General features: G+C 50.9%; 29 protein-coding genes, 1 pseudogene and 1 other annotated feature. Of the genes and pseudogenes, 19 read left to right on the top strand and 11 right to left on the bottom strand.

Annotated elements, in window-relative coordinates; all coding sequences use genetic code 11:
• Window positions 1–326: 326 nt before the first annotated feature.
• From U2949_RS11075 to U2949_RS18730, 19 genes are all read left to right on the top strand, one after another.
• Complete coding sequence (locus tag U2949_RS11075; RefSeq protein ID WP_321287715.1) at window positions 327–2180, top strand: DEAD/DEAH box helicase; 1854 nt, start codon at window positions 327–329, stop codon at window positions 2178–2180.
• 27 nt (window positions 2181–2207) lie between these two features.
• A complete protein-coding gene (locus U2949_RS11070) occupies window positions 2208–2642 on the top strand; it encodes a DUF1902 domain-containing protein (protein WP_262479196.1) in 435 nt (144 codons plus the stop codon).
• Entirely contained in the window at window positions 2560–2841 is a 282-nt protein-coding gene (locus tag U2949_RS18735; RefSeq protein WP_346659465.1) for a type II toxin-antitoxin system HicA family toxin, read from the top strand. The genes U2949_RS11070 and U2949_RS18735 overlap by 83 nt, the downstream gene beginning before the upstream one ends.
• A gap of 309 nt (window positions 2842–3150) precedes the next feature.
• Window positions 3151–3855 carry a DUF3577 domain-containing protein gene (locus U2949_RS11065; protein WP_321287714.1) on the top strand — a complete coding sequence of 235 codons (705 nt, stop codon included), beginning with the start codon at window positions 3151–3153 and terminating at the stop codon, window positions 3853–3855.
• A gap of 411 nt (window positions 3856–4266) precedes the next feature.
• Window positions 4267–4881 (top strand): DUF3275 family protein, encoded by a 615-nt coding sequence (locus U2949_RS11060; RefSeq protein ID WP_026484859.1) that lies wholly within the window; start codon window positions 4267–4269, stop codon window positions 4879–4881.
• 530 nt (window positions 4882–5411) lie between these two features.
• Window positions 5412–5687 (top strand): hypothetical protein, encoded by a 276-nt coding sequence (locus U2949_RS11055; RefSeq protein ID WP_026484858.1) that lies wholly within the window; start codon window positions 5412–5414, stop codon window positions 5685–5687.
• Between the two features lie 78 nt (window positions 5688–5765).
• Complete coding sequence (locus U2949_RS11050) at window positions 5766–6074, top strand: hypothetical protein (protein ID WP_026484857.1); 309 nt, start codon at window positions 5766–5768, stop codon at window positions 6072–6074.
• A 189-nt stretch (window positions 6075–6263) separates the two neighbouring features.
• Window positions 6264–6599, top strand: coding sequence for a hypothetical protein (locus tag U2949_RS11045; protein ID WP_080655589.1), 336 nt, complete (start codon window positions 6264–6266; stop codon window positions 6597–6599).
• Window positions 6600–6708: 109 nt separating this feature from the next.
• Window positions 6709–7014, top strand: a complete 306-nt coding sequence (locus U2949_RS11040; RefSeq protein ID WP_035275441.1) for a hypothetical protein — start codon at window positions 6709–6711, stop codon at window positions 7012–7014.
• 1 nt (window position 7015) lies between these two features.
• Window positions 7016–8131, top strand: a complete 1116-nt coding sequence (locus U2949_RS11035; protein WP_026484856.1) for a DUF6094 domain-containing protein — start codon at window positions 7016–7018, stop codon at window positions 8129–8131.
• A 280-nt stretch (window positions 8132–8411) separates the two neighbouring features.
• The gene (gene radC / locus U2949_RS11030) at window positions 8412–8969 is read left to right on the top strand and encodes a RadC family protein (protein WP_009454074.1); all 558 of its coding nucleotides are present in this window, start codon (window positions 8412–8414) and stop codon (window positions 8967–8969) included.
• A 109-nt stretch (window positions 8970–9078) separates the two neighbouring features.
• Complete coding sequence (locus U2949_RS11025; RefSeq protein WP_009454073.1) at window positions 9079–9420, top strand: hypothetical protein; 342 nt, start codon at window positions 9079–9081, stop codon at window positions 9418–9420.
• Window positions 9421–9501: 81 nt separating this feature from the next.
• Window positions 9502–10128 carry a hypothetical protein gene (locus tag U2949_RS11020; protein WP_009454072.1) on the top strand — a complete coding sequence of 209 codons (627 nt, stop codon included), beginning with the start codon at window positions 9502–9504 and terminating at the stop codon, window positions 10126–10128.
• A gap of 112 nt (window positions 10129–10240) precedes the next feature.
• Window positions 10241–12538, top strand: coding sequence for a DEAD/DEAH box helicase (locus U2949_RS11015; RefSeq protein WP_321287705.1), 2298 nt, complete (start codon window positions 10241–10243; stop codon window positions 12536–12538).
• Between the two features lie 159 nt (window positions 12539–12697).
• A complete protein-coding gene (locus U2949_RS11010) occupies window positions 12698–13564 on the top strand; it encodes a hypothetical protein (RefSeq protein ID WP_009454070.1) in 867 nt (288 codons plus the stop codon).
• 75 nt (window positions 13565–13639) lie between these two features.
• Window positions 13640–13909 (top strand): hypothetical protein, encoded by a 270-nt coding sequence (locus U2949_RS11005; protein ID WP_003799888.1) that lies wholly within the window; start codon window positions 13640–13642, stop codon window positions 13907–13909.
• Between the two features lie 493 nt (window positions 13910–14402).
• Window positions 14403–14455, top strand: a sequence feature (sul1 is cis-regulatory element that is thought to sense ions involved in sulfur or methionine metabolism; They are found in Alphaproteobacteria).
• 94 nt (window positions 14456–14549) lie between these two features.
• Entirely contained in the window at window positions 14550–16025 is a 1476-nt protein-coding gene (locus tag U2949_RS11000) for a SulP family inorganic anion transporter (RefSeq protein ID WP_003799890.1), read from the top strand.
• Window positions 16026–16043: 18 nt separating this feature from the next.
• Complete coding sequence (locus U2949_RS10995) at window positions 16044–16898, top strand: universal stress protein (RefSeq protein WP_003799893.1); 855 nt, start codon at window positions 16044–16046, stop codon at window positions 16896–16898.
• 101 nt (window positions 16899–16999) lie between these two features.
• Window positions 17000–17110, top strand: a complete 111-nt coding sequence (locus U2949_RS18730; protein ID WP_366924981.1) for a hypothetical protein — start codon at window positions 17000–17002, stop codon at window positions 17108–17110.
• Between the two features lie 191 nt (window positions 17111–17301).
• On the opposite strand, the gene U2949_RS10990 is transcribed toward U2949_RS18730, so the two are convergent.
• The 11 genes and pseudogenes from U2949_RS10990 to U2949_RS10940 all read right to left on the bottom strand — a co-directional run bounded on the left by U2949_RS10990 (window position 17302) and on the right by U2949_RS10940 (window position 25695).
• Window positions 17302–18354, bottom strand: coding sequence for an ArsO family NAD(P)H-dependent flavin-containing monooxygenase (locus U2949_RS10990; RefSeq protein WP_003799895.1), 1053 nt, complete (start codon window positions 18352–18354; stop codon window positions 17302–17304).
• Between the two features lie 39 nt (window positions 18355–18393).
• Complete coding sequence (arsH, locus tag U2949_RS10985; protein WP_157784321.1) at window positions 18394–19146, bottom strand: arsenical resistance protein ArsH; 753 nt, start codon at window positions 19144–19146, stop codon at window positions 18394–18396.
• A pseudogene (locus tag U2949_RS10980) lies at window positions 19088–19354 on the bottom strand (ArsC/Spx/MgsR family protein); the annotation flags it as partial. The pseudogene U2949_RS10980 and the gene arsH, both read right to left, overlap by 59 nt.
• Window positions 19355–19369: 15 nt before the next feature.
• Window positions 19370–20659, bottom strand: a complete 1290-nt coding sequence (locus U2949_RS10975) for an arsenic transporter (protein ID WP_003799898.1) — start codon at window positions 20657–20659, stop codon at window positions 19370–19372.
• A gap of 87 nt (window positions 20660–20746) precedes the next feature.
• The gene (locus tag U2949_RS10970; protein ID WP_003799900.1) at window positions 20747–21259 is read right to left on the bottom strand and encodes an arsenate reductase ArsC; all 513 of its coding nucleotides are present in this window, start codon (window positions 21257–21259) and stop codon (window positions 20747–20749) included.
• Window positions 21260–21318: 59 nt separating this feature from the next.
• Entirely contained in the window at window positions 21319–21642 is a 324-nt protein-coding gene (locus U2949_RS10965) for an ArsR/SmtB family transcription factor (protein WP_003799903.1), read from the bottom strand.
• A gap of 842 nt (window positions 21643–22484) precedes the next feature.
• Entirely contained in the window at window positions 22485–22805 is a 321-nt protein-coding gene (locus tag U2949_RS10960; RefSeq protein WP_080584945.1) for an H-NS histone family protein, read from the bottom strand.
• A 104-nt stretch (window positions 22806–22909) separates the two neighbouring features.
• Complete coding sequence (locus U2949_RS10955) at window positions 22910–23803, bottom strand: hypothetical protein (protein WP_003799907.1); 894 nt, start codon at window positions 23801–23803, stop codon at window positions 22910–22912.
• A gap of 11 nt (window positions 23804–23814) precedes the next feature.
• Window positions 23815–24414: a hypothetical protein gene (locus U2949_RS10950; protein WP_149721195.1), complete on the bottom strand. Its 600-nt coding sequence runs from the start codon at window positions 24412–24414 to the stop codon at window positions 23815–23817.
• 12 nt (window positions 24415–24426) lie between these two features.
• Window positions 24427–25185 (bottom strand): DsbC family protein, encoded by a 759-nt coding sequence (locus U2949_RS10945; RefSeq protein ID WP_003799910.1) that lies wholly within the window; start codon window positions 25183–25185, stop codon window positions 24427–24429.
• A 21-nt stretch (window positions 25186–25206) separates the two neighbouring features.
• Window positions 25207–25695 (bottom strand): PH domain-containing protein, encoded by a 489-nt coding sequence (locus U2949_RS10940; RefSeq protein WP_003799911.1) that lies wholly within the window; start codon window positions 25693–25695, stop codon window positions 25207–25209.
• Between the last annotated feature and the right edge of the window lie 75 nt (window positions 25696–25770).

The following is a 25770-nucleotide window of genomic DNA, read 5'->3' as shown; positions in this document are numbered from 1 at the left end:
AAAATGTCTGTGTATTGGATGTTTGTAGTTTTAGCTATATTCGGCGTACTAGGCATGACCTGCACCGTAAGCAATGAAGGTAGTGATTTATTTATTGCCTCTTTTGGAGTCGGTGGCTTTATTCTTGCCTCCAGCTTGCTTGCAGTAGAGTTTTCGGCGTTTTAGGTGCTGCACCATTGAGCATTATCCCAATCTCGTTAAAGGCTCCTGATTGACTGATTCAAGCCGTTTTTGACGGTCGTAGGCTTGGGTTGCAGCTATTCAATATCTCAGGAATGGCGGCCCGGTTGTCCAAAGCTGGAGCATGGTGGTGTCCAGGACGGCGAATGTGGGTATTGGAGCAGGCTGACGCGGACCATGCCCTGGCTTGGTTACAAGCGCTCTATCTGCGTGAGCATGTTGAGTTTGACGGGGTTGGTGCGCTATTAAAAGCAGCTATAAGGGCACCCGAGCCAGATTACTTTACCCAACTGCTCGACGTCCAAATTTTTGAGCTGGCCAGAGGCGAGCTTAACCATGGCCAACATGCCGTCAGCTTTTCCTATGATGGGTTGTGCGTTCGTGCAATGCGGGCGCTACAGGGGAGATTTCATAAGCCCGCTGCGGCGTGGCAAGTACGCGGTGACGTAGCTCACATCCAGAAGGTGCTCCGTGACCTGGCAGGCGTGGCCCCTGAATTTTCGTTCGTGCATGAGCAGCCCGTCGTACTCGAAGAGCTGGTATCACCGAATGCTGACGAATCTCCCATTCAGGTTCCTGCTGCAACACCTGAGCGAGGAGATGGCAGTCCTGGTCAAGATGTAGACGGCGCGGGTTTTTTGTCTGCTGACCTGGAACAAAGTAGTTCAGTTGACATCGATGAGGCTGTGCTGGCCGCTGCTGCTGTGGGCGCGGGCTTACGAGACTATCAGATCGAAGGGGTACGTCACCTTGCTGGGCAGACAGGAGCATGCTTAGGCGACGATATGGGTCTGGGCAAGACACGCCAGACAGTTGTGGGTGCTCGCCTGGCAGCAGGGCAGGGAAGAGTGCTTATTGTCTGTCCCGCCTCTCTGCGTATCAACTGGGAGCGTGAGATTCATGCCGTGTACCCCGATGCTATTGTCGGCTTTGCAGGGGATGACCGGATCTCGACGCTATACGGCTGTCAGTGGGTCATTGCGAACTACGAACGATTGGGTGGCCTAGTGCGAGAGATCGCGCTTGAGTTTGAGGCTATGGCCATTGATGAAGCGCATTATTTGAAGGAGCACAAATCTGGGCGTACACGTAATGCTTTTGTGATGGCCACACGGATCCCAAAACGATATGTGGTGACCGGCACGCCGCTTCTGAATCGTGAAATTGAGTTGCACACGCTTTTGCGTTTGACGGGCCACTCACTTGGCCATATGGAGCTGAAGGAGTTCCGCAAAGAATTCACTGGATCCCGTGATCGTCGAGCAGCATTAGCCCGTGCCTTGGGCGGTTGGATGCTGCGCAGGCGAAAGGACGTGCTCGACCTTGGCGCTAAAACGCACTCGGTGCGCTATATCTCACCCAGCGAAGGCTTGGCTGCCTACAAAGAGATTTACGATGACATGAGCCTGATGGCCATGCCTAAGATCACTAAGCTGCGCCAGTGTCTTGAAACGCTTAAAACACCGTTCCTGATAGAAACTGTTGAGAGCCTACAGGCCGAAGACAAGATCATCATCTTTTGCGAGTACATGAGCACGGTCAATGCCATGCATGACGCCTTTGCGGCCGCCGGTATCAAGGCTGTACGCCTGGTCGGCGCTGACTCGGCCACCAAGCGTCAAAAAGCCATCGACACATTCCAAGATGACCCCGAGGTCCGGGTGTTTATCGGCACTACGATGGCAGCTGGAGTCGGTATTACTCTAACCGCTGCTAACTACGTGGCCTTTGCATCGATGCCCTGGACCCCCGCGCTCATGCGCCAAGCCGAGGATAGGGCGTACCGGCTGGGCCAGCAGCGCGATGTGATGGTTATCGTGCCGCTCATACCCGACACGATTGATGAGGCTGTCTGGAAGATCCTGGAGGGCAAGCGTGAGACAGAAATTGATGTTGTAGAGGCTGTGACAATGACACAAGCCAATGAAGCAGCTGCGATCACGAATGCCGCATTGCAACGATGGATGCAAGGGGAGTCCGCCGCGCTTGCTCACGCTTGAAATCTGATTAAAGCCAGTTTGACTGCTGTGATTAAATCGAGTAGGTTGATTCTGTACCGTTTACCGATTGAAAGCGGTTCAGATGTGCTCAACCCTGAAAGTGCATCGAGGCATTGCCTGGGCTTTTTACACCCTTGCGGGCAGCAACCCGCAAGGGCTGCTGCTCCTTTTTTTTTAGGAGCGAATATGCTTTTAATTTCATCCTCTCCAGGGGACATTCTGATGGCCAAACTTCACCTGGTTTATGCGGACTGGGATGCCGAGGCTGGTGTTTGGGTCGCAACGTCTCAGGACGTACCTGGCTTAATCACCGAGGCACCTACGATGGAACAACTGACACAAAAGTTGGACGTAATGGTGCCGGAGCTTTTGGACGCCAATGGCGTTCATAAGGATGCCACTGGTGAGAGTTTTGAACTCATTGCTAGGCGTGTTGCACCCCTCCAACGTAGCCAAGCTTGAGATGGGTGCGAGCTATACGCCGCAGCTGATAAAAATTCTCATACAAGCAGGCTGCGTCGAAGTACGCAAAGGGAAGGGCGACCATGTTATCTGGTATTCGCCTCTTACTGAAACCCACTTTCCAGTGGACTCTAAGATATTGTCTCGACACACTGCCAATGGTGTGCTGAAACAGGCAGGGCTGCCTAAGCAGTTCTGAGGCATCCTTTGTTTTTTGGCTCACCCTTTCCGTGGGGTGGGCCATTTTTATTTTTCCGGTCATTAAATGGTTGAAACGTAGAATTGACTTTGACATTGATCGCTGATAATTTACTGTCGTGAATCGCCATAAGGCACCCCACAGCGGCGTCTCAACTCTTGAAAGACGCACGTACTGATCCTCTAAGACAGTACCAGAGTACATCTTCTTCTTTGCTACCCGGACAGGGAACCCGCTTTCCCTGTCCAGGCCATTCGGCTCTTGGGTGGGTGCGTGTTCCTCCAGTCCATTTTTCTGGAGTTCACTATCATGACTAACGCTTCCACTCAAACTTCTAACCACTTCAATCTTCACGTTAACGGTATCGGTTATCTGAACCGTATTCGTTGGGTTGAAACCAAGGGTTCTGGCCGCAAAGCAAAGCCTTTTCTTTCTTGCTCGATTTCTGCCATGCGTGGAAAGACGGACGAACCTGACTACACCTACTTTGACCTCCGGGTCTCGGGGAGTGAAGCCATCGAAATGGTGGAAAAACTCAAGGGTGATGTCGAAGCTAAACGCAAGGTTTTCGTCTCGTTCCGTGTGGGTGATATTTACGCCCATTCCTACATGCGCAACCTTCGAGATGAGAATGGGCGCACTACTGGCGAGCAAGAGCCTGCCGCACTTATCAAGGGACGTCTGTTGTTGATCAACAGTGTCACTGTTGATGGCGTTAATATTTTCCGACGTGAATTGCAAGAAGAGCCCAGCATGGATAACACTCCTTTTCAGGAGGATGCTCCTTTGCAGAACCCCTCGACCGATGATGAATCTTCTCAGGATGTGCCTGAGCAAGTGCAGTCTGAAAATAAAGCACCACAGGAAAACGCTCAAGGTCCAGCAACGCCAAAGTTCAACAGCAACAGCACTCCGGTGCCGGTGAACCAAGGCGCTGCGGCATATCAAGCAGGATATGGAGCAAGTAGTGCGCTTCAATACGCTGCAAGCTATGCTCATCAGAGCGTTGCTTAATTTTTAATGTTTCATCCAAACCCTCGTTACTGTTCCCACTAGGGGCTGTGCGAGGGTTTTCTTTTCCTTGATGCTGGAAAAATTAGCGACTAAACTACTTCGGTTTTGCGAGTGTTTTCAGGTGTCACTTGAATAACCTGGTCGCCTTCGGGCACGACACGTCAACCCCTGAAACGTGAACGCTCTGTATAGAGTTGGGGTACATATCACACGAGTACGTCCGTTGAATTGCACGTTCAAACAGGAACCTCACGTGCTCTAAATTACTATCCGATCGCAAGTTGGATAGCCACCATTTAAGCCCCCCTGTACCCGTCCGGCGTAAGCTGCACGGGTACTTTCATTTCACACCCCACCGGGAGATCTCTTCCGGCTGGATTTGGTCTCCCTGTCTTTATGAAGGAGATCACGATGATCCGTATAGATGGAGCGCAGCTGCGCGTAAAGCGGATTCGACAAAGTCGAAATGGTGCGTTCTGCGTTGCAGACCTCTCAACTGCTTATGGTGAGTTCAAGGTCAAAGACCCCCTCCTGGATCAGTTTGAGGAAGGTGAGTACCAGGCAACTGTGTGGATTAGTGAAATCTATCTGTCGCAATACATCGCGTTTGGCAAAGGTGTGACAGAAATTCGTGCTCGTTTGCACGATTTACAAGTTGAGAGCCAGGCCGAATTATCGACTGCTCATGAGCAAGCTGAGCCTGACCCCATTGACGAGCAAAGACCTGTACGGGTTGCACCACCTAAAAAGCCAGTTCCCCCTCCATCTACCGCAAAAGACTTTAGCCACTTTAACAAGGGTGGGAAGCCCCAGTCAGGGTCTTCGGGTTCTGGACCACAAGAGTCAACGCAGGGAGGGCACGATGGGTTGCTTGACGCGGAAATGCTCCGAGCCATTGTCAACCGAGATCCCATCAAACTTGATGCGACTGTAGAACGTGCGCTGCTACGACGGCAAGCAGCTGAACTTGGCCAACGTCATGGCTACCGTTTCGATGCGAAACAACAAATCTGGTTTGCCCAGTAAACCCTCATTTCTAAACCGCCCAAAGGTGGCGGTTTGACTTATGTTCTTGATGCTATCGAGACCATGAGCCAGACCGCACAGTGCATTGGTGCATCGTTGAATCTGGGAGGCGGCGTCCTTATGCGTCCGCAGCTTTTGCGCTAAGCCGGAGCTGGTGATAGCAAAATCAGCCACGTAACTTGCGCGCCGTTTCATTTGTCACCAGGACCTCCATTTCGGTGACGCACACCTTGGATCCACCAAGGGGAGTGAGGGGGTATGAATTTTAATTTGTTATGTAAGCCCGGAACCTAGATGGGTTCCCTTGCGAGCCAGGACAATCAGGCCAGGCCTGCAAGGGAAATCATCTAAGCAAACCAACGATGGTTTCAATCAGGTGCGTTCAACCCTGTAAACGCGCCAAGGCAGTAAGTGCTGCCTGGGTAACTCGCTTTATTCATTCACGCAGATTTAACCTGCGCTTCTTACTAACCCCGTGGGGACACCGTGTCCCCTGGGGCTTGGTCGTCCCCATTCTTTGGAAGACGATCATGGCTCAAATGCATTTTTTCCCTATCACGACGGCTCAGCGCAAGAGTTTGCATTCCCTCTTTAATGACTGGCTTTCCCAGGCCAATGAAGAGGGATTTGAGCAGTTTCTGGCTGTTCGGCATGAGTTGGCACCCGCACAGGTGTGCTCGTTCGTACGTCTGGTCCAAGGTTGCTCTGTTCGACAAGATTTGGCCCAACGCTTGCCAGGTGATCTCAAGCAGCGTCTGCAAGCACTTCATTGGCTGCGATTCGGCGCTACAGCGGTAGCCGCTTGATTCTTTAACTGACCCTTGGGGGCTTCGACCCTCGCGGGTTGATAGCCCTCTTGATTTTTTAAGGGGTACTATATGTCAATGAGTCCATCTGACTTGTTCCTGCTGCGGCAGGGCCTGGTTGATGCCGGTATGAAGCAAGAGGTTGCCGAAAAGGTGGCCATCGCAATGGAGGGTGCTATGGCACTCACACTTGATCAAGTGCTGGAGAAGTGGACAGCCAAGGTTGAACACGACATTGCCGCGCTTCGCACTGAACTGAAGCACGATATTGAGGTGACCAGAAAAGACATCGAGGTGACCAAGCGGGATATGACCATCCGTCTTGGCTTGATGCTGGCTGGTTTTGCCGGTCTGATCTTAAGTGGCATGAAGATGTTCATGCCTTAGCGTTTAGCACGCGACCATTTCAGCACACCTCGGTGTGCCCTATGAGGAGTGCGCTCCTCCAAATTAGCGAATGTATGCCACGTCTTTCATAGACCTGGTGACATTCGCTTTTCTTTTGTCTTTCCATTTTCACCCCTGCGGGCACAGACCCGCATGGGTATGGCCTGCGCATTTTTAGTGAGGCCGACTATGACTGAACAGACTCAACCTGTGTGCAGAGATTCCTTCGATCTCTCGCCTCTTGCCAATGTGCTGCCGCGCTTTGAGCTCGGTGTGGTTGTGGCTACGCCAGGTGTTACCAAGCTGGATCAAGAAGGCACGATCAACGCTTGCGAGTACCTGGCTCGTCACGCTATTGGTGATTGGGGGGATCTGTGCCACGAAGATTGGCGATTTAACCAGCGGTCTCTAGCGTGTGGAGGGCGACTGATGTCGTCGTATCGCGTCAATGACCAGCTCAAGATCTGGATCATTACAGAATGGGATCGATCCTGCACCACGCTGACATTGCCATCGGAGTACTGATCTTCTAACCCATGCAAACCCATCAGGATGGGTTTGCGTTTTTCTCTTTCAACTCTCCCGGCGGGATGATCCGTCTGGGTCTTTCGTCGTGTATTTTTCGGAGGCCCACATGATCGTTGTCCGCTATTTCACCTTACCGCTGTACACAACTGAAAGAAACCGTACCGATGATCGACTGATCTGGACCGGGCCAGAACCTGTTCCAGCCATTGGCGAAACTGTGATGGTCAGGTTTAACAATATTGGTAAATGCAGAATCGTTTGCTTTGCCTCACAAGGTCCATACCTTGGCCTGCTTGTTTACCCCCTTCAACCACCCAGTTGGTGGATATCTCAGAATGGCGAGCCATCGCCTGAAACAGCAGGTTTGGTGTTTGGCCGCGAGATCTCGCTCATTGATGCTCAGGAGGCGTGACATGGCTCTTTTGTTCACTCGCTTGGCACGTAACTTCGTCAAAGCCGGATACTACCCGACCGATGATGAGACTTTGCAGCGGATTCAACACTTCCTCATGCCAGCATCAAGACCCATGCGATTGCTTGACCCATGTTGCGGGGAAGGTGCGGCGCTAGCTGACATCCGTCTTGGCCTACAGGAGCGCGCTGGTGACGCTTCAGTAAGCATTGAAGCTCTGGGGGTTGAGTTTGATAAAGAACGCGCCTGGCACGCGAAAACCCTCTTGGATAGGGTTATTCACGCGGACCTCCATGACGTCGTGGTTAAGGCTCGCAGTATTGGCCTACTGTTTCTGAATCCTCCTTACGGGTTTGGAATCAGTGATGCGGCGAACATGGCCAACGCCGACTCTGATAAAGCCGAACGTCTGGAGCGTACGTTCTTAAAGAAAACGGCGTCATTCCTGGTTGAGGGCGGGGTACTTATCTACATCATTCCGTACTACGCCTTAGATGCTGAGATTCGGACATTTTTGGCCCGTAATTTCGACAATTTACGGTTCTTTATGGCCCCCGAGCAGCAATTCAAACAATGTGTCATTTTCGGGACCAAAATCCGAAGCACACATCCACGTAAAAGCGTTCTTGACTGGCTTGCGCAGGCTCAGGCCGGAGAGTTCGTAGATCAAGTATTGCCAGAGGTCTGGGATGATGAACCCTACCAGGTGCCAGCAGCTGATACGGAGCTTGACTTTCATGCGGTTCGAATCGATGCCGCTCAATTGAAAGACGAGCTCAATACATGGAAGGCGAGTCTATTGTGGCAAGGCTTTGATGTTCATTTCTCTCAGGTGCGGACCAGTCACAGAAGACCGCTTCGTACGATGACTCAATGGCACCTGGCGCTTGCGTTGGCGGCCGGCCAGGTGACTGGCTGCATTGAATCGAAAGACGGCCGGATTTTTCTGATAAAGGGGGATACCTTTAAGAAGAAAGAACGTATCCAGAACCTGGAGGTGGATGAGAAAGGGAATGTCTCAGAGACCATCACGATGCTGGATAAGTTTGTGCCTACGATCAATGCAATTGAATTTACTGCCGATCATCGGCTTGGTCAGATAGTTAAGATCAGCTGATGCTTTACCCCTCAGTGCCAATGGTTGGCGCTATTCACCCTTCATTAGAAGGGTTCCTCAAGGGGCCTGGTCCAGGTCATTTGGGGAAACCTTCTCATCAAACCTAAAGGGGTTTCTTTAGGTGCGTTCAACCCTGTAAACGCATCAAGGTGGTCTTTTATTGCCTGGGTAGTTTTTCTTATCTGCTGCAGTCATGCATAGCATGTCAGCAGCCTCGTCTTATCCCTTGGGGACATCCGTCCTCAAGGGGCCGGATGTCTCCAGCTTTTTGGAGATACCCATGTCTTCTTTCAATACGTCGATTTTACCCATCGCGCCGTCTGTATACGCTCAGGCAGCGCCTGAACCCGCGCAACTGCATATTGCTGATGCGCATGGGCACTATGTGTTGGCGACTCCAGGGCAGATATTGGAGGCCGCACGTGAGGCGATTGTGTCTTTAGTGCCTTCGGGAACTCCCATGTCAACGCCGAGCATTGCGGAACGCTATGCCGTCGCTCGCTTGGCTGGCCTAGAACACGAGGTTTTTGCTGTCTTCTTTTTAGACAACCAGCTTCGCCTGATCCAGTATCGGGAGTTGTTCCAAGGCACCCTGAATCAAACGGCTGTCTATCCTCGTGAGGTCGTTAAAGAGGTGCTCAAAAACAATGCTGGCGCGGTCATTTTGGCTCACAACCATCCAAGCGGAAAGTTAGAGCCTAGCCAGGTAGACCGCCAACTTACTGAGCGGCTGAAAAAAGCATTGGAGCTGATCGATGTAAGGGTTCTGGACCATTTGATCGTCGGGCCTTCAGCCGACACAACTAGCTATTCGTTCGCTGAGCACGGCGACCTGTAACTTGAGTCATTTCTTGTTTGTTTAGCCCGCATCTGGGCGTTTTTAACCTGTACCCATGGGGTCGCTGCGGCCCTTATGGGGCGTTGCGACTCATTTTTTGGAGTTTGTCATGAGTCGTCATTACTTTGAAACCACCTATAAAGATCATCCCGTTACCGTGCTGTTAGGTTGGGATAGGGCTTTGGGGCATTATTTTTTGGTCATCGAAAAGCGGGTGGATTTTGTGGATCCGGATGTGACCGGGTTCGATGATCAGTATCTGTATAGCAATCTCTATGAGTCCAACCCATTTGGTTTGAGCCTGGAGCATTTTAAAGCGGTGTTGCACCGGCTCAAAATCACTGTGCCAGCAAATATGTTCACTGAGGTCGAACGCGACTCCTGGAACAACGTGGGGAATCGAGACATCACCCATCAAGCTGACGGCTCATTTGCCGTGCGCTCGGCTTGAACATCTCTCTAAACGACGCGGCCTGGCCTCTTTCTCCTCTTTGCGAGGAAGGGGTCAGTCGCATAACTATGGAGCTCGGTGATGTACCAAGTAGAGGAGTTTCCGGAAGTCTGGGCTGATGCCTGCATCCGAGAGTCGGATGGTCGCTTCTTATTCATTTCACTGTATGGACGCGATGGATCGCTGATGCAATTCATGGCTGCGATGCAGTTGGGCAATAAGGAAGGCGGTATACAACGCTTTCACTTGCGCGATGATGATGGCAAACGCCATTTAGTGGAGGTCGGCGGTGTGGATCGCTTAGGCAAACACACTGGTAGGTTACCTAAGCAAAACCTGTTTGGTCCTTTGGGGCAACTGTGGGTATTTGACAAGAATCTACAGGAGCCAGACCGTGCGAATCGAATCGGTTGGGCTCTTCACTACTCAGCAGTGAGCGACCTGGGCAGCCTTAACGAGGCTCAGGAGCATGATCTTGATGATCGTGCCTGGCAACTGATTAAAAGCTTGTCGCCGGTGGCTCTTTTAGACCATTGGCGTGCAGAGGTTTTGGCGTGGTGCCGTGATAAGCAAGCTGTGCAGATAATGGGCAGCGATCTGTATCCCACGCTTGGCCCTGTCAAGGCAGTTCGGGTGAGCCTAAGTGAGCATTTTCTTGATTTCATCTCTGATGGGGTCAGGGTAGGGCGCCTACGTTTGCAGTTGTAGTTTTTCTAAGCTGATTGGCTGATTTCCGGATCCAGCCTTTTCTACATTTTTTTCTAACCCATGCGGGGAGCAGCCCCGCTGGCTCCCCGTATCCCTTTTGTGGAGAGCCAGTATGGGCGCTATACATCCCCAGCTAGGTACCCCAGAGCAAGATGCCGATGAGCTGCATATGCCTCTGGCCAATTTTATTGATCAGTTTGGTGAGGGCTTGTTGGAGCAAGTCCGTCGCCAGAACCCGCCTATTTACGATCCGGACCTGGACACTCAAACTCCCGTTTGGCGTGCGCGGCAACACGTTCTGGACAATCTGACTCGTCAGCCATTTGAAGCCCAGGCGCATGCTGTACACGCCGTTGTGAAGCTGTTGTTGGATCACAATGAACCGGCAGCGGTACTCAATGCGGATATGGGCACGGGCAAAACCATGATGGCCATATGTGTTGCGGCTTTAATGCAGAGTACACATCCACGTACCCTGATCGTTTCGCCGCCTCACCTGGTCTATAAGTGGCGACGTGAGATTCTGGCCACCGTGCCTGGCGCCAAGGTTTGGATTCTGAATGGGCCAGATACGCTACGCAAACTGTTGGCGCTACGAAATGCCCTCGGTTTGAAAACCAGCAAGCCAGAGTTCTTTGTGCTTGGGCGTGTGCGTATGCGCATGGGGTTTCACTGGAAACCGGCATTTTTGACTCGCCAGGTCTTGCAAGATGGTCAACGGTTTAGGTTTGCTTGCTGCCCTGATTGCATGGAACCCATCGAACGTGAGAATGCGGATGGTGAAATGATGCCGCTCTCCGCTGAGGTGGCCGCACTCATGCTTGCTGACAGACGCTGCAAATGCAGCCACTGCGATAGCACGCTTTGGACGTTAATTCGTGCAGGTAAGCGTATCGACTCCATGCACGATCTGGTGTTGGGTGCCTTAAAGCAAATGCCGACGATTGGAGATAAAACCGCTCGCAAATTGCTCTCGATCTTTGGAGAGGATCTGCTTGGGGGAATGCTCGACGATAACGTCTATGAGTTTCTCAACCTCATGGATGAGTCTGGCGAGCTTGTTTTCTCCGATCGGCAGGCCATGCGTATGGAGCGATCCCTCGCGTCCTTTGAGTTCAGTATAGGGGAGGGGGGCTATCAAGCCACTGAGTTCATCAAACGCTACTTGCCTCGTGGGTATTTCGGTCTTTTAGTTGTAGATGAAGGCCATGAATACAAAAATGAGGGCTCAGCCCAAGGCCAGGCCATGGGCGTGCTGGCCAGCCAATGCCAAAAAACACTGCTGCTCACTGGGACACTGATGGGAGGCTATGCCGATGACTTGTTTCATCTTTTGTGGAGAATAAATCCGACACAGATGATTCAAGACGGCTTCAAACCTGCTCGTAATGGGTCAATGGGAAGCGCGGCTATGGCGTTTATGCGTGAGCATGGCGTGCTCAAAGACGTGTACAAGGAAAGCACTGGCCCATCGCATCGCACTGCTAAAGGTAAGCAGATGACAGTACGGACCAGTAAAGCTCCTGGCTTTGGTCCGGTTGGCATTATGCGGTATGTAGTGCCGATCACCGTTCTCTTGAAGTTGCGCGACATTGGCCAGAACGTCTTGCCTGACTATGACGAGCACTTCATTAACGTACCAATGAGCCAGGCGCAGGATGAGGCCTATCAGCGCATGGCAAAGCACCTGGTGTATGAGCTCAAGAAGGCGTTGGCCCAAAAGGACAATAGCTTGCTTGGGGTTGTGATGAATACGCTACTGGCTTGGCCAGAGTGCTGCTTTCGCCCAGAAACCGTCCGGCACCCTCGAAGTAAGGCAGTCTTGTTTTCGCAAGGGCCTGTTTTTCAGGAGTCTGAGCTTACCCCCAAAGAGCAACAGCTCTTGGACCTGTGCAAACAGGAGAAGGCCCAAGGAAGAAAGGTGCTGGTGTATTCGATTTACTCGGGTACACGTGACACCACCGCTCGGCTCAAAAGCCACCTTGAGATGAACGGCTTCAAAGTTGCTGTGTTGCGTGCTTCTGTTGACGCAGCTCGACGCGAAGACTGGGTTGCTGACCAGGTGGAGCGGGGTATTGACGTCCTTGTCACCAATCCAGAGCTGGTCAAGACTGGCCTGGATCTGCTGGAGTTTCCTACGATTGTGTTCATGCAGTCTGGCTTTAACGTCTACACGTTAATGCAGGCCGCCAGGCGGTCATGGCGGATTGGCCAGAAGCATCCAGTCAAGGTCGTGTTCTTGGGCTACTCAGGTTCCAGCCAAGTGGAGTGTTTAAGGCTGATGGCCAAGAAGATCGCTGTTACACAGTCAACGTCAGGGGATATGCCTGATTGTGGCTTGGATGTTCTGAATGATGCCGGTGACAGCATTGAAGTTCAGTTGGCCAAGCAGTTGCTAGCTAACTCGTAGCCTACCTACCATCATGATTAATAGCCCCTCTTTTTGAGGGGCTATTCTTCTGCAAGGCTGTGTGAATGCTGTAAGGGTCAAAGAGTTTAGAGGTCTCTTTTTCTAAAAGCAGTTTGAGTGCTGGTACTCGATTAATGTGTGGATATTTGGAGGGGAAAGGTGTTGATTAAACAAGAGCCTGTGCCAATGGAAACAGTGCTGCCATCATTTGGAGACTGGAAACGCAACGGTGAGATCGTTAAGCCACAGATCCTTGTGTTGGAGATCAAAGATAAAGATGGCTTAACGGATGACGCTTTAGGGTTTGTTCTTGTTGAACGACACGAGTCCTATAGACACTATTCGGACGGTCCACTTGAGGCCGCTGGTATTTGTCTTTCATTTAAGCGCATAGCAGGTAAATACACCTACGGGAGTCATGGGCAGGGTTACTTCTTGGGAGGTTTCACACCGTCTATCAATACTGTTTCGCTTACGTCATCGATTGTGTGGTCGGAGGGAGCGGTGTTTCTTGATTTGCCTGGGCTTGCAGGGCAGCGGATAGGCACATATCTGATGAATGAGATAGTTCAGTGGGCGCAGCAGTGGCCAGATGCCTCGGTCGCTAGTATTAAGCTGTATGCTGGCCAAGCACAGTCTGACAACAAGGAACGGCGTAATCGGTTCTATGAACAATTTGGAATAGTCTTTGATTACGACGACGAACAACGCCGTTCAGGTCAGTCTCGCCCTGTGCTGGTTAGGGACCTGATAACGGTTGAGACATGGAAGAAAAATATTGTTGAACACAATATGCACGATTATTTGGGTTCGATCGTAGATTTGAATGAACGCATCTTATCTGACCTGAATGCTCGTGATCGCGCATGCGCTAATCTCATTGCTGAGCAGAGACGAGCTGAGGCTCGACCTTTCCGCTGGGCATTGGGACAGCTGTATTCCAAATATTCGCAAACAATTTTCGTTGTGCTTGTTTTTATAGTGATTATGGGCGTTAGCTGGGTCAAAATAACACAGGGTAGTTGATTTGTTGGTCCCATTTCTACATGGCTTAGTTGCGGTGGATAGCAGCATCCAAGAGAACCAGCCGGTTTCTAAGTCATGATCCTCCCACGAGTCGCCAGTCATGCTGAACTCAATCTGTTTTCTGATATGGAAGATGTTGATGCCTTCCTCGCGCAGACGCTGAAGCAGTGGCTACACATCCACAGCGCTAAGCGCTATCGTTACTTTGATGTGCTAAATGGCCAGTTCGAAGAAATGGGCGGAATGCATCTTATAGCTGTGACCGTAACCCTTGGCCGTCACGATCAGAGTGGTCCCGCTTATGCCCAGCTTGTGTGCCTCGTCAACCCGCTAGTCGCCCAATGACCGGCAGCCACGTTTACGGTCTTGCTAGTTGAAAAGGTCAGTTGAAAGTCTTGCGTGACGGTGTCTTTTGCATCAGAGCGGTTGCAAGGCAGTAATAGTGGCCAAACCTAGTAAGATCATGAGACCAATGTGCTCATCATATGGGCCGAAATGGCCGCACCTGTTCATAGCACACGCTCTTGCTGGATCGGGGGGGGACGTCCGCCGAGAACGTCGAGCAGCTCGTCAGTCATCCCGGAAAGCTATTAATGACCAGCGATTTTCACTCGGAAGCCAGGGCAGGTTGCAGCCCAAAGTAGGCGAGCACCGCACCCATTCGGTAGCAGCGGAGCATATTTGCCAGTCAGATTCCGGGGGGGGCGGTAAGAAGGCATTGAAGGCTGCACCCAATTCCCAGCGCAGCCGAATGGAAATCGGCAAAAAACTCTGCTAAAATGCGAAGCTACGGTGTCTGCAATAGATACTGGTCATCGTCAACGACGATAATTAATAAGGTGGACCCAGCTCGCTGGGTGGCTCGGCCGGGCGCCTATCCCTCGGACAATTCCAAGCAAATAAAAACTCGCTCCGGGACCCTCTTGCGCATTCAGTTCGCGGTGCGAAGCTTCGTTTTGCTGCATCTTAATTAGCACAATCCTCAATGTTTGTATCTTCCCTTCGTCGCGATTGGTTTTCCAATCCGCGCGCGGATATCCTTGCAGGTATCCTTGTTGCACTTGCACTCATCCCCGAAGCCATCGGCTTTTCCATCATCGCCGGAATAGATCCCCGTGTGGGACTCTACGCTTCCTTTTCAATTGCAGTCATCATTTCATTTGTCGGTGGCCGCCCCGGCATGATTTCTGCGGCGACTGCGGCCATTGCTGTTTTGATCATACCGCTGGTGCGAGATTATGGCGTTGATTACCTTTTTGCTGCAACGATTCTTATGGGCCTGTTGCAAGTTCTGGCCGGCTTCTTGAGACTTGATCTTCTGATGCAATACGTATCTCGGTCCGTGGTCACCGGTTTCGTAAATGCACTGGCCATCTTAATCTTCATGGCGCAACTGCCTCAACTCACGAATGTGACGTGGATCACCTACGCTATGGTGGCTGGTGGGCTTGCAATTATCTACCTGTTGCCCCGGCTTACGACGGCAATACCTTCACCGCTTATCGCCATTGTTGTACTCACTATCCTTGCAATTTATGGCAATCTTGACGTACGTACGGTGGGGGATATGGGTGAATTACCGTCTACGATCCCGTCCTTTTTCATTCCGAACGTGCCGCTTACCTTCGAGACGCTGAAGATTATTTTCCCCTTTTCGCTGACCATGGCCGCAGTTGGACTACTCGAATCTATGATGACGGCGCAGATTGTCGATGATCTGACCGATTCGCCCAGCGATAAGCGTCGGGAATGTAAAGGCCAGGGCATTGCCAACTTCGTGACTGGCTTTTTTGGGGGAATGGGTGGTTGCGCCATGATTGGGCAGTCGGTCATTAACGTCAAGTCTGGCGGACTCACACGCCTTTCTACCTTTGTGTCGGGCATCTTCCTGCTTTTTTTGATCGTTGTGCTGGGGCCACTTGTGGCTCGTATTCCGATGCCAGCCCTAGTGGCTGTAATGATCATGGTTTCCATCGGAACCTTCAGTTGGGGCTCCATTAAGAACCTGCGTTCTCACCCTTGGCAGTCATCGGTGGTCATGGTGGTGACGGTCATTGTCGTAGTATGGACGCATGACCTAGCAAAAGGCGTTTTGGCAGGAGTTATCCTGAGCGGGCTATTCTTCGCTGGTAAGGTTAAGCGGCTCTTTACGGTGCAGTCCGAACTATCAATGGATGGTAGGACGCGAACTTACTTTTATTCTGGCCAAGTGTTTTTCGCATCGGCTGAACGCTTTGTTGAAGCGATCGACTTCAAAGAGGTTGTCGATAAAGTCGTAATCGACGTTTCTGACGCTCATTTTTGGGACATTTCAGCTGTTGGCGTATTGGATGATGTTGTCATGAAGCTAAGACGCGAAGGGGCGGCTGTAGAGATAGTCGGGCTTAACAAAGAAAGCGCCGCTATGGTTGGACGCTTTGCAATATACGATCAAGTCCCTACAAACACGTCGAGACACTGACTTTTGGAGAGAAAGAAAATGATAAAAATACTTGCTTGCATCGACACATCATCGTATGCGGATAGTGTATGTGACCTAACCGCGTGGGCAGCTCAACGTCTTCTCTCTTCAGTCGAATTGCTGCATGTTGTTCAACGGAAAAGTGCTGTACAAGAGCGATATGATCGAACTGGAGCTATCGGGCTGGGCGTTAAAACCGACCTTTTGGAAGAACTGACCCGTATAGAAGAAGCGCAGGGGAAGCTGGCTATTGAGGCTGGTCGCGTGCTTTTGGATGCTGCTGCAGATCGGTTGCGTGCTGCAGGCATCCATGATCTGACGCAGGCGCATCGTCACGGAGGTATTGTTGAGACAATTCTTGAACGTGAAAAAGAGTGCGATCTGCTTGTCATGGGCAACCGTGGTGCGTCAGCGGAGTTTGCTATTGCACACTTGGGATCAAAAATAGAAAGGGTGGTGCGTGCAAGCAAGAAGCCGATTCTTATTGCCCCAAGCGCTATCGGCAATATTAAAGATGTGATTCTTGCCTATGATGGTGGCCCGTCAGCCAAAAGGGCGCTTGAACTCATGGCGTCATCACCATTATTTGCAAATCTGAAACTTCATGCGGTTTTTGTGGGTGAGGATAATGAGCAGCATCGAGCCATGCTTGTGAATGCGCAACAGCAAATTAGCGAGTACGGACGTTCGTTAAGCACGAATATCTTAAACGGGTCCCCAGAGCAGGTGATCGCTGAGCTCATGAATACCACCCATGACGCGATGTTGATGATGGGGGCATATGGTCACTCGCCATTACGTAATCTTATTGTAGGTAGCACGACAACTTCACTGATTAGGATGGTTGACGAGCCAATGCTTCTCATACGCTAAGCCGCCTAGTGGTCCTCCGAATAGCGTGGTGAGGTCAGATGTAGAATTTTCTGATTGGAGAGTTCAGCGGCATTACATGACCTAGATTAGCAGACAGCCAGATCATTGAAGCTATCAAACGTTTGGAGGCAGGCTTCGCCGTTCCCGAGTTATGTTGGGAGCTGGGCGTGAATATTGCTATGCACTGCAAGTGGCGCTCAAAAATATGGTGAGGCCGTCTCGCCTTCTCGAGAAGACTCAATGTGCGGAGCAAGGGTGAGGCACTTTGCTCCGACTTGATGTGTCGTGACCACTAGACTGACGGTGGTCATAGATTTTTACCCGGCCATTTTGAGTTTTGCGTGTGCCTTTTTAGCCTAGGCTTCTCTTGTTGGTGGTTCGTGGTCGCCAGTGACAGGTAAGACTATTCACGCAAAAACTGATCAATTTCTTTTGCTGTACTTCGGGCCGTACGCATGACTCCGATCAATGTGGCGGAGGCAGGCCCCGTCCATTCGCCATACCCAACGAGCCATAGTCCGTGCATATTTTTTGCCTGCGTGCCGCTAACTGCGACTTTTGAGTCTTGGACCAGCCCAAGTGACTCCAAAGGCTGCAATGCAGGTCTGAATCCAGTGCACCAGATGACGGCATCAAAGCTTGCAATTGTCCCATCGGGCCATTCAGCACCCTTCGTTGTCAGGCGCGCAAATGGGCCAACCGCGTTTAGCACTCCTCGTTGGCGTGCTTCCAGAACTGGCGGAACCATGACGATATCGCCAAAGCCACCAGGTAGATCTGTGATGTCCAAGCCTTCTTGCGAGGCCTTCCAACGCGCCGTGGCCCGCTCAAATAAAACTCGACCATCTACGTCATCAGGCAAAAACTCGGGTGGAGTCAGTGTGGCCCAGGTCGTTGACTGTGCTGTTAGCGATACCTCAGCCAAGATTTGGGCTCCTGAGTTTCCGCCACCGACAATAAGGACTTTTTTATCCTTGAACGGTTCTGGGGAAATGTAGTTGGCAGAGTGTATTTGCATTCCAGTGTAGGAGTCGATGCCCTCACTATTTGGAATGAATGGGTTGCGCCAGTTACCTGTAGCGCAAACTACTGCACGGGCCTGCCATTTTTTCGTACCAGCATTAATCTGGAAGCCGTTCGAAGTTGGCTCAATACTGGTGACTAAGACAGGTCGTTCAATGTTGAGTTTGTAACGAACCTCATACTGGCGCAAGTAGTCAATAACATGGTCTCGGCTTGGGTACTCGTCGCCCGGGTTAGGCATTGGCCATCCCGCAATAGAGCTCCAGGAAGCGGGGGAAAACAGCCTGAGTGAGTTCCATCCATATTGCCAAGCGCCACCGCCTTTAGCCTCTGCATCCAGCAACAGGACAGAGCGATTGGTTCTACGAAGGAAGTAGGCGACTGATAACGCTGATTGGCCAGCACCGATAATAATGACGTCGTAAAAGGCCATGAAATTCCTCCTTCTGAGAGGGCCGAGTGATTGTATTGTTTAGATGCTGCGCTGGTTAACCCGTTTTGAAAGCTCCTCAGCGCTTTCTCGGCGTTCGCTATAACGATCGGTCAGGTAGTCCTTGCTATCTCTGGTTAATAGGGTGAACTTCACCAGCTCCTCCATTACGTCGACGACTCGCTCGTAATATGAAGAAGGTTTCATGCGGTTGTTATCGTCAAACTCCATAAATGCTTTGGCTACAGATGACTGATTGGGGATGGTAAGCATACGCATCCATCGGCCCAGAACTCGCATTTGATTCACAGCGTTAAAAGACTGTGAGCCACCGCACACTTGCATAACAGCTAAAGTTTTACCCTGGGTGGGTCTAACGGCACCAATAGAAAGTGGAATCCAGTCAATTTGTGATTTCAGAATGCTGGACATTGCACCGTGCCGTTCAGGGGAAGTCCAGACCATGCCTTCCGCCCATTGAACCAATTCTCGGAGCTCTTGAACTTTTGGATGATCCTCAGGAGCGCCGTCCGGCTGTGGGAGTCCTTGGGGATCAAAAATCCTGGTTTCAGCACCCATTTTTTCAAGCAGTCGTGCGGCTTCAAAGGTCAAGAGACGACTGTAAGATCGTTCACGAACTGATCCGTACAGAAGCAAAAGACGGGGTGGGTGCGCAGCGCCAACGGCGGGGAAAAGACGATGTCGATCCGGTTTTGTAAAAGCGCTTTCATCTAGATTAGGTGTTGTGTTGCTTAGCAATTCTTCGTCCTTTTGCGTCAATAATGGCCTTCCCATCTTCTTTTGAAAATGCCGCTTTTCGGGGATGGGGTAGGATCTCCAATACAACGTCTGATGGGCGGCATAGTCGTGTGCCTAAGGGGGTCACCACGATAGGTCGGTTGCTCAGAATTGGGTGCTGGAGCATAAAATCTATTAACTGTTCATCAGTCCAAGTCGGTTTTTCCAGTTGGAGCTCTGCATAGGGCGTTCCCTTCTGGCGCAATTATTTAACCGACGATTACAAAGCGACGGTTAAACGTACAGCCAAAGCGGCTAAGGTGATTAATAGCACTGGTAGCGTCAGAACAGCACCGACTCGGAAGTAGTAGCCCCAACCGATTGTGGTTCCCTTTTGAGAAAGGACATGCAGCCAGAGCAGGGTAGCCAAGCTACCGATTGGAGTAAATTTGGGCCCTAAGTCGCTTCCAATAACATTGGCATAGATCATGGCCTCTCTGGCAGTCTCATTAGCAGTAGAGGCATCAATAGAAAGCGCTCCAACCAGGACAGTGGGCATGTTATTCATGATCGAGGAAAGTAGGGCCGAAAGCATGCCTGTTCCGATTGCGGCCCCCCATACGCCACCCTCAGCAAACTTGTTCAAGAGCAGGGCGATATAGTCGGTTAGACCGGCATTACGCAAGCCGTAAACGACCAAGTACATACCAAGTGAAAATACGACTATCTGCCAGGGTGCGCCCCGTAGAACTTTGCGGGTATTAATCACTGGGCCTTTAGCGGCGACAAGCAGTAACAGAGTGGCGCCTACTGCTGCTACGGCGCTGACTGGAACTCCTAGAGGTTCAAGGGCAAAGAAGCCAATCAGTAGCAGCACTAAAACAAACCAGCCTGCTCGGAAAGTTGTCACGTCTTTAATCGCAGCTGATGGCTGTTTGAGATGGTTGAGGTTATAGGAAGCAGGAATATCGCGTCGGAAAAACAGGAGAAGAACGCAAAGGCTGGCTAGAACTGAAACGATGTTAACTGGCATCATGACTGACGCATATTCGCTAAAGCCAATATTGAAGTAGTCAGCAGAGACTATGTTTACTAAGTTCGAGACGATAAGGGGCAAGCTAGCTGTATCTGCGATAAAGCCTGCGGCCATGACAAATGCGAGTGTTGCTGCTGCTGAAAACCCAAGAGCGACAAGAATAGCCATCACAATAGGGGTCAGGATCAGGGCCGCTCCATCATTAGCAAACAGAGCTGATACAGCGGCCCCTAACAGCACAATAAAAGCAAAGAGTTTTCGACCATTTCCATCACCCCAGCGCGCGAAATGAAGCGCAGCCCATTCAAAAAAGCCGGCTTCATCAAGTAGTAGACTAATGATGATGACAGCAATAAAAGTGGCTGTTGCATTCCAGACGATATTCCAGACGATGGGTATATCGCTGAGCTGAATCACACCGAACAGTAACGCGATCGCTGCTCCCATGGAGGCACTCCATCCTATGCCCAGACCTCTAGGCTGCCATATGACAAGAGTGAGCGTAAATATGAATATTAGGACAGCGCTTAGCATTGCTGGTGTTCCAGGGGGATGACAGGGGCAAACCTCGTCCGGGTCAGTCGTTGACTTAAAAGAAGACGAAGCAGTTTGAATAGGGGGTTACGTCGAACGGGTGGCTAGCTCTCTAGCACTGGCTTGGAGCAAACTGCCTTCAAGCTTTTCTATTGGGAGGTTCACCAGCAGCTCTAAACGGCGACGAATGAGTTGCATTGTTTGTCGAAACGCCTCTAGTTTTTCTTCTTGACTCATATCTCCCTCGGATGGATCTGCATATCCCCAATGTGCTGTTGCCGGATGACCTGGCCAAATCGGGCAAACCTCTCCTGCAGCGTTGTCGCAGACCGTAATAATTAAGTCCATGTGTGGTGCACCAGGGGCTGCAAATTCGTCCCAGCTTTTGCTGCGTAGGCCCACTGTCGAGATTCCTGCGTGTTCAAGAGTCTGTAGGCCCAACGGGTGGGGCTGTTGATTTTGATTTGGGTTGCTACCGGCTGAATACGCTTTAAAACGCCCATTTCCCATATCATTTAACAAAGCCTCAGCCAAAATGCTTCGTGCTGAATTATGGGTACAGAGGAAGAGAACATTCAAGGGGCGAGTAGTGTTTGGCATAGGGCCTCAGCGTCAGTGAGCGTTAGGGAAGGGAGAGATCGGCATTGACTAGTTAAGTATTAACAGTCTTTAAATAGGCTTAATTTAGGTGTGCAGGCTACTCCTTGGCAGCAGTTCTCCGTGAGATAGTCCAGCAAGTCATTCATGGCCAGGAATGCGGCCCGATACACAACATTGCGGCCTTGGCGCTCCTGGCTAACTAGCTCTGCATGCGCGAGTTCTTTCAGATGGAACGACAAAGCATTGGGAGCAATGCCAAGTTGCTCTGCTAAAGCGCTGGGAGTCAGGCCATCAGGTCCGGCGACGACTAGAGCACGGAAGATGCGCAGGCGAGCCTCATGGGCTAAAGCGGAGAGAGAACGGATAACTTGAAGTTCTTGCATTGAACAATAGTACAACAATTGTTGAAGTGTTGTTTGTTTTTCTCTCTTTGAATGGCTAACAGAGTGAGTTAACTATGAATTTGTTGAATAAGCACCGTGTTTCAACATTGTGTGCGCTCCTCTTACGCTTTTGCGCTTGGACAGCTTACTCCCTCAGTACAGTGTCTCAGAACATTGAAATCCCATGTCAACTGCTTCAGATTGCAAGGCTATGAGAAATTTATCGATGTTAAAAAACCGCTTGGACTTTCGGGAGCGGCCTCCCAGGCATCGCGTCCGTCGCATTGCCTGGTAATGCTCGTGCCCTTTGGGGTATCCCCCGGAGCGTGGGCAGGCGATGGGTTTGACTGTGCAAGGTGTGGAGCTTGCGCAGCGCGATACTATGTAGCGTGTCATCCGCGTGGGTAAGCTTATAAGAAAAATAGTGAATGTACCTATTTCATGCTCCAACTTCCCTGTTAGGCTTATTTCTCAAAAAATGTCTCTGAGTCTTTTCATCGTGCTTAGCTCGAAAATTGCTGCGCTGAGCTTTTGAAAGCCAGTGTTCTCGCTGCGTTAAAAAACGATTCAGCAGCCCGGCCCAGATTGACAGCTATCCGGCAGTCAGCTCGTCTCAGGATAGCGGCAGCATCTGCTGGTGAGCGAGCCACCACCAGCCCTGTTGGATCAGCTTAATTGATGATAATCACGGATACACCAACCCTTTAGCTTAGAGTGTGGTAGAAGTTCAGTGCAGCTGTTTCCATAGGGGACAGCGTTGAAGCAATGCGTCCATCCAGACCTTGGATATCTGCTATTTGAGGGTTTGAGTTGAGCATGTTGCCAGCCTCCATAATCTGAGTTCATTCATTGCTAACAGCAAAGTCGTCACGGGAACGGCCTTCCGATTCAATCTGCTTGATCCATGTCGGCGTGCGTCCTCTACCAGTCCACGTATGGCCATCTGGGTGTCGATACCTGATTGTCGATACTGCTTTTGTCTTTAAGGGGGGTTTATGAAACGCCTGAGCAATATCTTCAGGACTCAGGTCGTTTTCCTTCATGGATCGAAGAATATCGCTGACTACTTTAGATCTCGTTTTTTGTTTGAGTTTATCGGCATCACGTTGCAGTCGAGCAATTTCTTTTTTTATTTCGGAGATGGAGTTCAATTCTTTTCTCATGCATTCCTCATGGTTTTCTCTCAACTGACTAAACTGAGAGGTGGCTTTTCTAACGCAGAGATTGGCCAAACATACACAGCCTGGCTAATCTTTATTTTCTGAAGTTAGAACAACGACATCACAATAATGAATGATATTGCAATCATGACGGTTTTCTGTACGCCATTTACAAGCTCGACCTTCTCGATTGATCCCGTTGAGTAGTTGCGAAAAAGCGCCGTAATAAACGACATTAAGATAAGGATAACAAACGCAGTGGACATCGCAAAAATGATGAGTCGCAAGTTACCCATGCTGACGCCGGATCCAGAAGCAAATCCTTGCTCCAGGCTTTCGGTTAAAGGCAGGCAGCCTTCACCTTCACGGATACACGGATCGACGGGTGGTCGGTAGGTGCCACCTTGATCAGGGTTTGGTCGAATGATGTCGTCTACTGGATCGCCGTTATTGCCCGTAGGCGGGCCATTTCGTATTCGATCAGCCATTTTGCAGATGGTCGTCCCATTGATATCCGCAAAGCCGTTACAACTGCCTGAGTTGATCATTTTCTGGCAATTTCCGATCCCGAGCTGCACGCACGCCAGCACCATATCACCATCGACTTCTCGGCCATCGAAGGTTCCCAGCCCAGCAAGAGTCTTGGGTGCCCGTGCTTGCATAGCTTCAGTGGTGAGCTTGGACCAGGCATCAACTTGACTTTGCAGATCCCAGGTTTTGAAGTCCTCCGGCGATGTTTCTGCATATTTTCGGATGTTTTTCTTATTCATCTGCAGGATTCCAGTGCAGCAGGACCCATTGTAGACATCAAGCTGGCCGCTGGACTCAAACATGGCCAAGCGGCCAACGGCATCTGCATTTGCCTTAAGCCATGGGCTCGCATTTGGCGAGTTGCGAATAGCATCAGCCACTTGTGTTGCAGTGACAAGTGCGGCTGCAATTGCCACTGCCGAGACCGCATTTACAAGCCAGGCTGGTAACAACTGCTTGAAGATCCTCATTGATGCCCCCGTTATTGGATACGCAGAGTTCGATCGCAGGCAGCCACATGTTTACCGTACTGAATAGTGCGGAAGTACGCAGTCATAGTGTTGGCATCAAAGGCGATCTGAGACTGATTGATTTCACCTGGTTTTTCTGCTGGCTCGGGGTAGAGGTGGCAGTATTCGGGGAAGTCTTGTGACGCGGATTGGGTGGTATTCATCTGAGTCACTCGCATAGGGCAAATCGAGTACATATCCTCGATGCCACGGCCATTGGCCGGTGGGATGCAGCCGTTGGAGAAGCCTGAGTCAAAAATCGAAAAAACAAATTGCTCATTTCCTGCTGAAAAGGCTTTCAGTAAGATAAAAGATGGGCTTTTGGTGTTCGGTTTAATGCCGGGGCCTGTGGATTCTATTTCCTTGTCCCAAATTGAGCGGGCCAGGCTGATTTCCGCACGTGAAGCGTGGGGCATTTCCATGTTTCCAGTATTGAACCCAACTAGTGTCATAGGGGACCATTTGAGATTGGCTGGAAAAGATACTGGTTTTCCTGCTGATTGCGCATTTGCAATACCAGCAAAGGATAGCGATACAAAAAAAGATAAGCCCGCTAGTTTTAAAAACTTCATTTTGTATATCCCTTAATGTGTAGTTATTCCAGAAGCATCTAATTCTGCAATAAATTGCTCGGGAGGTGTTGCGCCAACTAACCGCTTTCCGTTGCCCAATATAACTGTAGGTGTGTTAGCGATATTGTTTGCTTCTCCAAACTTTAAAATCTCCACCAGACCAGAAATGTCGCAGTCCTCACGGCCATCAATATTTCGACCATTCATGACCATGTTCCAAGCGGTGTTTCGGTCTGGTGAACACCAGGCTTTGCGGGCGATGGCTGCTGATTGCGGGTCAATAACGGGAAAGACAAATCGATAGACCGTTACGTTTTCCAGTTGATCGACGAATTTTGTGAACACGCGGCAGATGGGGCAGAGCGGATCCTCAAAGACGGCCATCTTGCGTTGTCCGTTGCCATGGACTTGCACAATGGCTTGACTCAGCGGTAGTGATTCCCATGGGATTGTGTTGAGCTTTTCAAGGGCTGGTGCGGTCACATCGCGGCGGTCTTTCATGTCCATGAGGGCGCCGCCGACAAATGCGTACCGCCCGGTCGAGTCGCTGTAGAAAATCTCGTTGCCACTGGTGACCTGGTAGATGCCGGCAATAGGCGTGGTTGAGATGCTATCGATGGGGACAGAACCTTGAGTGTGTTCCTCAATAGCTGCTTGCACGTCAGACGGTACGCCTTGAGCCCAGGACGCTGTGGCCAGTCCCAGGCTAAGGCTTGCACTGGCTGCCAGGCGAATCAGCAAAGAAGAATGGGAATAGGTTGAGGTAAGCATGGTTCGGAAGAATCCTGGTTTTCAGTAATCAAAGGCGCGAACGCCTCGGGCGACACGGCATTGTTCGACCGCGTCACGAATAAGTTGGGAGACGTGCTGAGGGCTAGCGATCGCGCTGATGTGCACGGTCGGCGTCGAGGCGTCAGTGGTTTGCAAAACGACACGGCCACGGCCGAACAGGGCTTGAAAGAGGGTGCCGGAAACGGCGATGTCTTTTACCCGGTATAACTCCAGGGTTTCGACACGTTTGACGAGGATCCCGCTGTACTCCAGTAGGCGTTGGTTCGTCAGTTCATAGCGATGATTGGCAACCTTAAGGTATCGGTAGATCGCCCACAGGACAGGTAAGACTGTCCAGCAGAACAGGATAGCGACAATGAACCAGCCCGCATTGACGAGCTGGCCTTCTGTGCCTGCCCAGATAAGTTCTGTCTCTCGCGTGGATGCAGGAGGCGCAATGTGGCTGGCAGCTGCCTGTGATAGTGGAGTAGGAGTGTCGAATGGGTCCATGTGGCCACTGTAGGGCCGCATGAAGTGTGTGTCTGTTCAAACCGTCGGGCACATAACCAAGGGTTTCGACTTGAC

It is taken from the genome of Alcaligenes phenolicus (assembly GCF_032063905.1).
Lineage (GTDB): Bacteria > Pseudomonadota > Gammaproteobacteria > Burkholderiales > Burkholderiaceae_B > Alcaligenes > Alcaligenes phenolicus.
Note: the sequence above shows the minus strand (reverse complement) of the source record. Positions and strands in the feature narration are given on the sequence as shown.